At 71.1% G+C, this 10,868-nt stretch carries 8 protein-coding genes; 5 read left to right on the top strand and 3 right to left on the bottom strand.

The window, feature by feature from the left end; translation table 11 throughout:
• Nucleotides 1-135: 135 nt before the first annotated feature.
• On the bottom strand, nt 136-891 hold the full coding sequence (locus tag ACWGDE_RS06400) for a hypothetical protein (RefSeq protein ID WP_453387829.1): 756 nt from the start codon (nt 889-891) through the stop codon (nt 136-138).
• A 146-nt stretch (nt 892-1,037) separates the two neighbouring features.
• Between ACWGDE_RS06400 and ACWGDE_RS06395 the strand changes: the two genes are divergently transcribed.
• From ACWGDE_RS06395 to ACWGDE_RS06380, 4 genes are read left to right on the top strand one after another with little or no spacing between them, the layout of a single operon-like run.
• A complete protein-coding gene (locus ACWGDE_RS06395; RefSeq protein ID WP_453387828.1) occupies nt 1,038-2,117 on the top strand; it encodes a hypothetical protein in 1,080 nt (359 codons plus the stop codon).
• 14 nt (nt 2,118-2,131) lie between these two features.
• Nucleotides 2,132-3,310, top strand: coding sequence for a toxic anion resistance protein (locus ACWGDE_RS06390; RefSeq protein ID WP_453387827.1), 1,179 nt, complete (start codon nt 2,132-2,134; stop codon nt 3,308-3,310).
• Nucleotides 3,307-4,929, top strand: coding sequence for a substrate-binding and vWA domain-containing protein (locus ACWGDE_RS06385; RefSeq protein WP_453387826.1), 1,623 nt, complete (start codon nt 3,307-3,309; stop codon nt 4,927-4,929). Before ACWGDE_RS06390 ends, ACWGDE_RS06385 begins: the two co-directional genes overlap by 4 nt.
• Nucleotides 4,916-5,548, top strand: a complete 633-nt coding sequence (locus tag ACWGDE_RS06380) for a hypothetical protein (RefSeq protein WP_453387825.1) — start codon at nt 4,916-4,918, stop codon at nt 5,546-5,548. Before ACWGDE_RS06385 ends, ACWGDE_RS06380 begins: the two co-directional genes overlap by 14 nt.
• A 68-nt stretch (nt 5,549-5,616) precedes the next feature.
• Here ACWGDE_RS06380 and ACWGDE_RS06375 read toward each other — a convergent pair whose 3' ends face one another.
• The gene (locus ACWGDE_RS06375; RefSeq protein WP_453387824.1) at nt 5,617-7,458 is read right to left on the bottom strand and encodes a phosphoenolpyruvate carboxykinase (GTP); all 1,842 of its coding nucleotides are present in this window, start codon (nt 7,456-7,458) and stop codon (nt 5,617-5,619) included.
• Between the two features lie 220 nt (nt 7,459-7,678).
• Between ACWGDE_RS06375 and trhA the strand changes: the two genes are divergently transcribed.
• Nucleotides 7,679-8,365: a PAQR family membrane homeostasis protein TrhA gene (trhA, locus tag ACWGDE_RS06370; RefSeq protein ID WP_453387823.1), complete on the top strand. Its 687-nt coding sequence runs from the start codon at nt 7,679-7,681 to the stop codon at nt 8,363-8,365.
• A gap of 67 nt (nt 8,366-8,432) precedes the next feature.
• On the opposite strand, the gene ACWGDE_RS06365 is transcribed toward trhA, so the two are convergent.
• Nucleotides 8,433-10,796: a galactose oxidase-like domain-containing protein gene (locus ACWGDE_RS06365; RefSeq protein ID WP_453387831.1), complete on the bottom strand. Its 2,364-nt coding sequence runs from the start codon at nt 10,794-10,796 to the stop codon at nt 8,433-8,435.
• Nucleotides 10,797-10,868 lie beyond the last annotated feature (72 nt).

Here is a 10,868-nt window from a genome sequence, read left to right as displayed (position 1 = left end):
GGCGGCGGCGCCGTTGCCGGGGGCGGCGCCGTTGCCGGGGGCGGCGCCGTTGCCGGGGGCGGCGCCGTTGCCGGGGGCGGCGCCGTTGCCGGGGGCGGCGCCGTTGCCGGGGGTCAGCCCCCGGGCCCCCGCGCCTCAGACGCCGGCGGGGCTGTCATCGCCCCGCGGGCCGGTTTGCCGCGCAGCGGCGATTCCGGCCCGGTCGGGGTTCGCGTGGGGTCTGGGGCCCAGCCCCAGGGAACGGGCGAAGGGCGGGGCCGGGGCAAAATCCGCCGCAGCGATGCCGCACCAGGGGATCACGGCCGCCGGCCAGACCGGCCCGAGCGCCTCGGCGCGCTCCGTCGCACCCGGGCGAACCCCCGGGATCTTCACCAGCGCCTGCGGCCCCTGGACGACCGGGACCAGATCCAGGTCCGCCGGGGCAGGGATCGCCAGGGACGGGTCCGCTGAGCCCGGGATCGCCGGGCCCGGGGTCCCGACCTGCCGGCCCGGGATCGCCGGGATCGCCGGAGCCGAGGTCCCGACCAGTCGGCCCGGCCCCGCCGAAGCCGCCTGCCCCCCGGTCCCGACCGTCCGGCCCGGCCCCGTCGGGGTCGACGCGGGCGGGGTCGCGGCCGTCAGTTCCGGCACCGTCGGGGCTCGGAATTCGACGGTGACGACGTACGACCCCGGCTCCGGGAAGTGGTTCGTCGCCTCGGTCGTGGCGACCACGCGGCGGCTCGCCGGATCGATTCGGCAGTCCGTGATCCGTACGTCCTCCCGCGCCGCCCCGGCCGGCCGCTCGGCCGGTGCGCCGCCGGCCCACACGTACAGCCCCAGCGGGGCGAAGACCAGCAGCCCCGCCACGAACACCAGGGCGACCAGCCAGCCCTGCCACTTCAACGCGCTCACGCCACCCATGGGACGATCCTCCCGGCCGACCGCCCCGCGAACCAGCACCCGAGGGCCCACACAGCATTTCGAAGTGGGACCGCCTGGTCACCTGCCGTTCACTCAACCCAGCGCGGAATGTGGGTTTCCGCGAGCACTCTGCACCCGTGAGACGCATCCTGGGAATCGCTCTGGCGGTCCTCCTGATCGGCGGCGTGATAGCGGCCATCGTCATCGGGGGCAAGAAGCCGGAGGGCACGGCAACGAAGACCGTGCGTGGCGTCATCGGTTCGGAGAAGTCCGAGTTCTTCCGCGACCCCGACGTCGTCAAGGCCCTTGCGGACAAGGGCTACACCGTGAAGACGGAGACATCGGGCTCCTGGGCGATGGACCAACTCGCCCTCAAGGAGTTCGACTTCGCCTTCCCCAGCAGCAGTGAACCGGCCAAGGAGATCGAGGCCGCGGCCGGGGTGAAGGGCGCGCAGAACACCAAGCCCTTCTTCTCCCCGCTCGTCGTCATCGCCCGCCCCAACGCCGCCAAGGTCCTCGCCGACCACGGTCTGGCGAAGATGACCGGCAAGAACTCCGGCACGCTCCTCCTCGGCCCCTACCTGAAGGCCGCCGGCGAGGACAAGAAGTGGCAGGAGCTCCAGGGCGGCACCACCGCCTACCCGGAGCTGACCGGCACGGTGTTCATCAAGACCACCGACCCGGCGACCTCCAACTCGGGCGCGCTCTTCCTCGCCACGGCCTCGAACGTGGCCAACAACTCGACCGTCGTCTCCGACGACCAGGGCATCGAGAAGACCGCGCCCCTGATGCGCAAGCTGATCTCGGTGCAGGGGGCCCTGGAGCCGAGCACCGACGATCCCTTCCGGGCCTTCATCAGCGGCAGCGGCGAACCGCTCATCCTCGCCTACGAATCGCAGGTGGCCAGTCTGCTCCTGCAGAAGCAGACGCCGGGCGACATGGTGGTGCTCTACCCGGACACCACCGTCAACTCCCCGCACACCTTCGTGCCGATCAGCGAGAAGGCCAAGGAGCTCGGCGGCCTGCTGGCCACCGATCCGAAGCTGCGCGAGCTCGCGGTCCGCCACGGGTTCCGGCCGCAGGAGGGGGTGGCCGAGTTCACCGCCGCCACCGCGCCGCACTCCGCGTACCTCAACCCGGGGCTGACCGGGATCCGCCAGGTCGGCGCGCCGACCGTCAAGATCCTGATGGCGCTGGCCGCGCGCGCCAAGGGATAGGGGGACAGAACATCATGACATTGACGCCACCCGAGGACAGCCCGCTCGTCCTCACCGCTCCCGAGCCCGTCGCCGCCGTCAAGCGGGAGCAGGCCTCCGGCCTCGTACCGCTCCAGGACGGGGTGCGCGAGGAGATGGCCCGCCGGGCCGGGGAGTACGTCGGCTCGCTGGCCGGCATCGACAGCCGCTCCCCCGAGTTCGCGACCCGGATCGGGGAGATCGCGGGCCTCGGCTCCGCCGACATGCGCGGCGCCGCCCAGCAGTCCAACCGGATGCTGGAGCGGGCCGTGCGCTCGCTCGGCTCGGACGGCGGCGACGCCCAGGGCCGCGTCGCGAGTTCACTGGTCGAACTCCGGCGTACCGTCGAGGAGTTGGATCCGCGCGACACCCCGGCCAAGGGGGTCCGCAAGCTGCTCTCCAAGCTGCCCGGCGGCAACAGGCTCCAGGACCACGTGGCCAGGTACGCCTCCTCGCAGACGACGCTCAACCGGATCGTCGGCGCCCTGCGCGGCGGCCAGGACGAGCTGCGCCGCGACAACGCGGCCCTGCACACCGAGCGGGCGCGCCTGTGGGAGACCATGGGCAAGCTCCAGGAGTACGCGGTGCTCACCGAGGCCCTGGACGCGGCCGTCGAGCAGCGGATCGCCGCCCAGAGCGACCCGCAGCAGGCCGACGCGCTCCGCGTGGACGTGCTGTTCCCGGTGCGGCAGAAGCACCAGGACCTGCTGACCCAGCTGGCCGTCTGCGCGCAGGGCTACCTCGCGATGGACGTGGTCCGGCGCAACAACGACGAGCTGATCAAGGGCGTCGACCGGGCCGCGACCACGACCGTGTCCGCGCTGCGGATCGCCGTGATGCTGGCCGCGGCGATCGACAACCAGGGGAAGGTGATCGCGCAGATCAACACCCTGCGCGATACGACGGAGGACCTGATCCGCGGCAACGCGGAGATGCTGTCCACGCAGAGCGGGGAGATCCAGCGGATCGCCGCCGACCCCGCGGTGGGCGCGGAGACGCTGCGTACGGCCTTCGCCCAGATCTACAAGACGCTGGACGCGATCGACACCTTCAAGGCGCAGGCGACCGAGAACATGGCGGCCACCGTGGAGTCCCTGACGGGTGAACTCCAGAACGCCTCCGCGTACCTGGCGCGCACCCGCAACGCGAGCGCACTGGAAGGCGGGGACCGATGAACGGCATCAGCATCCGCGGCGCCGTGATGCGCCGGCGGCTCGCCGCGGCGGTGGCGCTCGCCGCGACCCTGCTCGGGGCGAGCGCGTGCTCCTCCGAGGACGCGCCGGACAAGCCGAAGCAGACGGCGTACCAGGAGGGCAAGCTGCGGGTCCTGGCCTCCAGCGAACTGTCCGACATGGACGAGGTGCTGAAGGCGGCGAAGAGCGCCACCGGGGTCAGCGTGGAGCTGACCATGTCGGGCACCCTCGACGCGGTCGAGCAGATCGCCTCCGGCAAGGCGGACGGGAAGTACGACGCCGTCTGGCTGTCCTCCAACGACTACCTGCGGCTGCGGCCGGAGGCGGCGGGGAAGCTGTCCAGCGAGACCCCGGTGATGTCCTCGCCGGTGGCCATCGGTGTGAAGCCGCAGGCACTGGCCCGGCTGGGCTGGAAGCCCGGGGAGGTCACCTGGTCGGCGGTGCACGAGGCGGTGGCCACGGGGAAGCTGACGTACGGCATGACCGATCCGGTGCGCTCCAACTCCGGTTTCTCGGCGCTGATTTCCGTGGCGTCGGGGCTCTCGGGCGCGCAGGCGGCGCTGACCGACGCGGACGTGGCGAAGGCGCAGCCGAAGCTGAAGGAGTTCTTCACCGGGCAGAAGCTGACCTCGGGCTCCTCGGGCTGGCTGGCGGCCGCGTACACCAAGCGCGGGGACGTGGACGCGCTGGTGAACTACGAGTCGGTGCTGCTGTCCATGAACCGGGACGCGAAGACGGACCTGACGGTGATCCGGCCGCTCGACGGCGTGGTCACGGCGCACTATCCGCTGACCCTGCTGACCTCGGCCCCGGCCGGGGCCCGCGAGTCGGGGCGGTCGCTGACCGAGTACCTGCGCGGCGCCGACGCGCAGAAGGCGATCACCGAGAAGACCTTCCGGCGGCCCGTCGCGGCCGGTGTGACCCCGGGGGCCGGGCTGAACGCGGACAAGCGGCGCGAGCTGCCGTTCCCGGGCACCCGGTCGGTCGCGGACGGGCTGCTGGCCAGCTACGAGAACGAGCTGCGCCGGCCCTCGCGCACGGTGTACGTCCTGGACACCTCGGGCTCGATGGCCGACGAGGACCGGATCGGGCGGCTGAAGTCGGCGCTCACCGAGCTGACGGGGAGCGGGACTTCGGGGACCGGGCAGAGGTTCCGGGACCGCGAGGAGGTGACGCTGCTGCCGTTCGGCGACAAGGTGAAGAAGGTACTGACGCACGTGGTCGAGCCGGGCAATCCGGGTCCGGCCCTGGACGCGATCCGCGGTGACGTGAAGTCGCTGACACCGGAGGGGGGTACGGCCGTGTACGGCAGCCTGAAGGCGGCGTACCAGCACCTGGGGCAGGGCAACGGGGACGCCTTCACCTCGATCGTGCTGATGACGGACGGCAAGAGCGGCGACAAGGCGAAGGACTTCGACAGCTTCTACGCGGGGCTGCCGGAGGCGCAGAAGCGCACGCCGGTCTTCGCGGTGCTGTTCGGAGACTCGGACCGCAAGGAGCTCACCCACATCACCGAACTGACCGGCGGACGGCTCTTCGACGCCACCGACGGCAACGGTTCCCTGGACGGCGCCTTCGAGGAGATCCGTGGCTACCAGTAGGACGGCCGGGAACGCCTTCGGCGCGGGTCTCCTGAAGTTCCTGGAGTCGAAGAAGAACCTCGCGGGCAGCGCCTGCGGGGTGGTCGGGGTGGGCCTGACCCTGACCGGGGTGGCGGGCACGTACTGGCCGGTGGTGATCGCCGGGCTGTACGCGGCGGGCGCGCTCGTCGCCCCGCCGGACGTGCCCCCGCCCCCGGTGATCCCGGAGCCCGCCGAGCAACTGGGCTTCGTACGGGACGACTTCGCGCGGCTGAGCGAGTACGTCGGCGAGGTGGACCTGCCGGCGGAGCCGGCCGGCATCCTGGCCGAGCTGCTGGCGCTGTACGCGGCGATGCTGGAGCCGGGCTGGGTGGGCCACGTCCTGGCCACCGAGCCGGAGGCGGTGCACGCGCTGACGCGGGCGATCCGGACGGACGTCCCGGAGTGCGTGGACACCTACAACCGGACCCGCTGGTGGACCAGGCTCACGCCGGGCGGGGAATCGCCCGAGCGGCACCTGGAGCGGCAGCTGTCGCTGCTGCTCGAGGAGGCGGAACGCGTGACGGCGGACCTCCGTGAAACGGAGGCCCGCCGTCAGCAGACGCACACGACCTATTTGGAAGGTCGCAGGGAGCCCTAGGTCGGGGAATCCCGCGTCGTCCTACGGCCGGGGACAGCCGGACGCAGGGGTTTCGGGGTGGCCGGGGATCAGCCCAGGCGCGCGATCAGCGCGTCGTACTGGTCCCACAGCTCCTTCGGCGTGTGGTCGCCGTAGGTGTTCAGGTGCTCGGGGACCAGCGAGGCCTCGTCGCGCCAGACCTCCTTGTCGACCGTGAGCAGGAACTCGAGGTCGGCGGCCGGCAGGTCCAGGCCGTCGGTGTCCAGGGACGCGACGGTCGGCAGGATGCCGATCGGGGTCTCCACGCCCTCGGCGGTGCCGTCGAGGCGCTCGACGATCCACTTCAGGACGCGGCTGTTCTCGCCGAAGCCGGGCCACACGAACTTGCCCGCGTCGTTCTTGCGGAACCAGTTCACGTAGTAGATCTTCGGGAGCTTGGACTGGTCCTTGTCCTTGGCGACGTCGACCCAGTGACCCATGTAGTCGCCCATGTTGTAGCCGCAGAACGGCAGCATGGCGAAGGGGTCGCGGCGCAGTTCGCCGACCTTGCCCTCGGCGGCGGCGGTCTTCTCGGAGGCGATGTTCGAGCCGATGAAGACGCCGTGGTTCCAGTCGAAGGACTCGGTGACCAGCGGCACGGCGGAGGCGCGGCGGCCGCCGAAGAGGATCGCGGAGATCGGGACGCCCTTGGGGTCCTCCCACTCGGCGGCGATCGTCGGGCACTGCGAGGCCGGGACGGCGAAGCGGGCGTTGGGGTGGGCCGCCGGGGTCTCCGACTCCGGGGTCCAGGCGTTGCCCTTCCAGTCGATCAGCTGGGCGGGGGCTTCCTCGGTCATGCCCTCCCACCAGACGTCGGAGCCGTCCGGGGTGAGCGCGACGTTGGTGAAGACGGTGTTGGCGTACATCGTCTTCATGGCGTTGGCGTTGGTGTGCTCGCCGGTGCCGGGGGCGACGCCGAAGAAGCCGGCCTCGGGGTTGATCGCGTAGAGGCGGCCGTCCTCGCCGAAGCGCATCCAGGCGATGTCGTCACCGACGGTCTCGACGGTCCAGCCGGGGATCGTGGGCTCCAGCATGGCGAGGTTCGTCTTGCCGCAGGCGGAGGGGAAGGCGGCGGCGATGTACTTCGCCTCGCCGGCCGGCGGGGTGAGCTTGAGGATCAGCATGTGCTCGGCGAGCCAGCCCTCGTCGCGCGCCATGACGGACGCGATGCGCAGGGCGTAGCACTTCTTGCCGAGCAGGGCGTTGCCGCCGTAGCCCGATCCGTAGGACCAGATCTCGCGGGTCTCGGGGAAGTGCGAGATGTACTTGGTGGTGTTGCAGGGCCACGGCACGTCGGCCTCGCCCTCGGCGAGCGGAGCGCCGAGGGTGTGGACGGCCTTGACGAAGAACCCGTCGGTGCCGAGCTCGTCCAGGACGGGCTTGCCCATGCGGGTCATGGTGCGCATGGCGACGGCGACGTAGGCGGAGTCGGTGATCTCGACGCCGATCGCGGAGAGTTCGGAGCCGAGCGGGCCCATGCAGAAGGGGACCACGTACATGGTGCGGCCCTTCATGGAGCCGCGGAAGATGCCGCCCTCTTCGCCCTTGCCGGCGAAGAGCTCCTTCATCTCGGAGGGGGCCTTCCAGTGGTTGGTCGGGCCCGCGTCCTCCTCCTTCTCGGAGCAGATGAAGGTCCGGTCCTCGACGCGCGCGACGTCGGAGGGGTCGGAGGCGGCGTAGTAGGAGTTCGGGCGCTTGGCCGGGTCCAGCTTCTTGAAGGTGCCCTTGGAGACGAGCTCCTCGCACAGGGCCTCGTACTCGGCCTCCGAGCCGTCACACCAGACGATGCGGTCCGGCTGGGTGAGGGCCGCGATCTCGCCGACCCAGGAGACGAGCTCCTGGTGATTCGTCGGGACGTCGGAAGTGGTGGGAGCCGCGTTGTCGCGCGCCACGATTGCTCCTTGTTGATGGATTCGTTTGGTTTGTGCCCCGTGGGGGCCGCGACCCGGACGCTTCGCGCTCCGCTCATCCGGTGCCGACCGCACTCATCTGATCATCCGGTGGATGTGCGCATATGTCCAGGGGGCCTCTCACGTGAGCATCGCCACTCCAGTCAATCTTCCGTAAAGCGCACTAACGGAAACCTACGCAACCGTAGGTAGCATGTTCCGCATGACTTCTGACGCCGCTGCCGTCGCCGCTCCGGTGGTCGAACCGGCCGACCCGGAGCCCAAACCGCTCATGCGCGGCTGGCTGCACACCGGGATGTTCCCCGCCGTGGTGATCGCCGGTCTCGTCCTCATGGCCTTCACCGACTCGACGCGGGCCCGGGTGGCGTGCGGGGTGTACGTCCTCACGGCGTGCCTGCTCTTCGGGGTCAGCGCCGTGTACCACCGCGGCACGTGGGGTCCGCGCGGCGAGGCCATCCTGCGACGGCTCGACCACGCCAACATCTTCCTGATCATCGCGGGCACCTACACCCCGCTCACGGTCCTGCTCCTGCCGGACTCCAGCGGGCGGACCCTGCTGTGGGCGGTCTGGATCGCGGCCGCGGCCGGCATCGCCTTCCGCGTGTTCTGGGTCGGCGCCCCGCGCTGGCTCTACACCCCCTGCTACATCGCGATGGGCTGGGCGGCGGTCTTCTTCCTCCCCGAGTTCATGCGGACCGGCGGGATCGCGGTCCTGGTCCTGGTCATCGTCGGCGGCCTCCTCTACAGCGTCGGCGGCGTCATCTACGGCATGAAGCGCCCGAACCCCTCCCCGCGCTTCTTCGGCTTCCACGAGGTCTTCCACTCCCTGACCCTCGCCGCGTTCGTGGCGCACTACGTCGGCATCTCGCTGGCGGCGTACTCGCACTAGCCGGGCGGGCCCGGTCCGCTCCGGGGCCCCGCCACGCGCGCGGCAGGGCCCCGGGGCGGGCCCGGGACTACGTGCAGGCGTAGCCGTCGCCGTCCGGGTCCAGGCGCAGCGGGTCGCTGCCGTTGACCTTCAGGCGGGGCGGGAAGCGGTGGGACGCCAGCCAGTCGCAGCGGGCCTTCGCCGTCTGCGTCACCTCCGCCGGGAACCGCGTCGGCACGCACACGTTGACCGAGCCGTAATGCCGGTCGCAGCCGGCCACGCTCGGGGGCACCGGTACCGAGTCCCGGCGTCCGGGGTTCTGCTTCGGGGCCGCCTGCGGGGCGTCCGCGAACTCGTGCACGTGCGCGGTCGGGGCCTGCACCGCCTCGGCGACCGAGGGCGCTCCGCCGAGGTGGACCCAGGTGGCCACCGACGGGACGCCGGCCGCGTCGACCCCGAAGAGCATGTACCAGCCGGGCGGCGCCAGGTTGGGGTTGGTGGTCACGTTCAGGTCGACCGTCGTACCGTTGACCACCGACATCGGCAGGTCCACGAACCGCTGGTTGGGGTCCGAGGAGTGCGTGACCGCCGCCGGCCGGATCAGTTCCGCCTTCGCGATCGGCCGGTCCACGGTGACCCGCTGCGTGTCCCCGTACACCCAGTCCGTGTCGATGACCGAGGTGAGCCGCGGGCGCGCCCCCTTGAAGAGGTAGGGCGGGGCGTAGAGCGACACGTTGTCGTTGTAGGTGCCGTTGCCCGGGTTGTCGCCGACCGTCATGACCCGCCCGTCGGGCAGCAGGAAGCCGCCGGAGTGGTACGTGCGCGGGATCGGGTCGGCGGGCAGCCCGGCCTGGTAGGTGTTGGTGACCGGGTCGAAGAACGAGGCCTCGTACACCGGGTCCGCGCGGTCGTGCAGGGCGCCGCCGGTCTCCAGCACCTTGCCGTCCGGCAGCAGCACGGCCGACGGGTACATCTTCCCCTCGGCCCCGGTCTGCGGGCGCTTGCCCGTACCGGTGTCGACCAGGCCCTGCGGGAGGTCGGGGCCGGCCGTGTACACCGGGTTCGCCGCCTTGAGGTCGATCAGGTCGGTGATCCGGTTCGCCGCCGGGTTGGTCTCGTTGTTGCCGCCGCCGATGGTCAGGACCCGCTGGTCCTGCGCCGGGGGCAGCAGCACGCTCGCCGACTCGTCGCGCTGGTCCTTGTTCCGCAGTCCGGGCACGTCCGTGACGGTGTTGGCGTCGTAGTCGTAGATCGACGCGCCGCTGCCCTGGGTGCCGTTGCCGAAGGTGTGGCTGCCCGAGTAGAAGAGCCTGCCGTCCTGCATGAGGATCATCGACGGGTACAGGCCCCAGTACGACCAGGTCTGGTTGACCTCGTTCATCGGCAGCCACTTGTTCTGCGCCGCCGAGAACTTCTCCGCGGTCACGTTGCCCGTCGAGTCCTCCTTCAGACCGCCGAAGGAGATCACGTCGCCGTTCCCGAGGATCGTCGCCGACGGATACCAGTGCCCGCCGTTCATGTCGTTCGTCTTCGTGTACTTCTCCGTCGCCGGGTCGAAGACGTAGCTGTCCTTGAGCCCCTGGTAGCCGATCTTCCCGTCGGCCGACGGATAGCCCTTGTTGCCGCTCATCACCAGCACCCGGCCGTCGGACAGCTGCACGTGCCCGGAGCAGAACATGTCCACGGGCGTCGGGATCGTCTTGAACGAACCGTTCGCCGGGTCGTAGACGGCCGAGGTGAAGCTGCCCGCGTCGAACCGGGCGATGTCGTTGCCCGAGCCCGCGATCAGCAGCACCTTCCCGTTCCTCAGGACCACGGCGTGCATCGAGCGCACCGGGTTCTTCGCCGGGATCACCTCCCACTTGCCCGTCGCGCACTCCTGCGGCGTACCCGTGCAGGTGGGCTGCGGCGGGGGCGCGCCCACCTCCTCCACCGCGTAGTCGTCGCTGGTCAGCACGCCGGCCCCGTAGACGGAGAGCCCCCACGTGATCTTGTCGGTGCCGGGCGGGACGGCGGGCGTACGGACCTGCGTGCGCGACCAGGCCGCGCTGACCGGCGGGTTGGCCAGGTCGGTCCAGTACTGCCAGCCCGCCGTGACGTCGTGCCGGAACACCGTCACCGACACGTCCGGGGTGTCGGACTTGTACCAGGCCGACAGGTCGTACTGCCGGCCCGGGGTGACGGCCGGCGCGCAGGCCGCGTTCTCCGTGACCATCGCCTTGCGGTCACCGCTGACCCGGCGGGTCAGCGCCACCTTCATCGCCTTGGTGCCGGAATGCGCGTCGGCGACGGTGGCGAAGCTGAAGTCGTTGTCGCCCCAGCCGGACCTCTCCCAGCAGGACGGCATGTCGGCGCCCGGCCCCCCGGCCGTCTCGAAACCGGGGTTGGTGATCAGATTGGGCGGCCCCGCCGCGGCCGGCTGCGGTGCGCTCAGCAGCAGTCCCGCGGTCATCGCCCCGACGGCGAGCAGGGCGGCCCGCCGGCCCGCCCCCCGCCGCGTCTTCCCTCGCCGGTACTTCCCCGG

It is taken from the genome of Streptomyces sp. NPDC054956, assembly GCF_053609185.1.
The sequence above is the reverse complement of the archived record's forward strand: the minus strand, read 5'-3'. Positions and strand labels throughout refer to the sequence as shown.

Excerpts from the sequence above, each read along its gene's own strand:
- ACWGDE_RS06385 (WP_453387826.1), top strand. The coding sequence starts at position 3,307 with ATGAACGGCATCAGCATCCGCGGCGCCGTGATGCGCCGGCGGCTCGCC.
- ACWGDE_RS06390 (WP_453387827.1), top strand. The coding sequence starts at position 2,132 with ATGACATTGACGCCACCCGAGGACAGCCCGCTCGTCCTCACCGCTCCC.
- ACWGDE_RS06365 (WP_453387831.1), bottom strand. The coding sequence starts at position 10,796 with ATGACCGCGGGACTGCTGCTGAGCGCACCGCAGCCGGCCGCGGCGGGG.
- trhA (WP_453387823.1), top strand. The coding sequence starts at position 7,679 with ATGACTTCTGACGCCGCTGCCGTCGCCGCTCCGGTGGTCGAACCGGCC.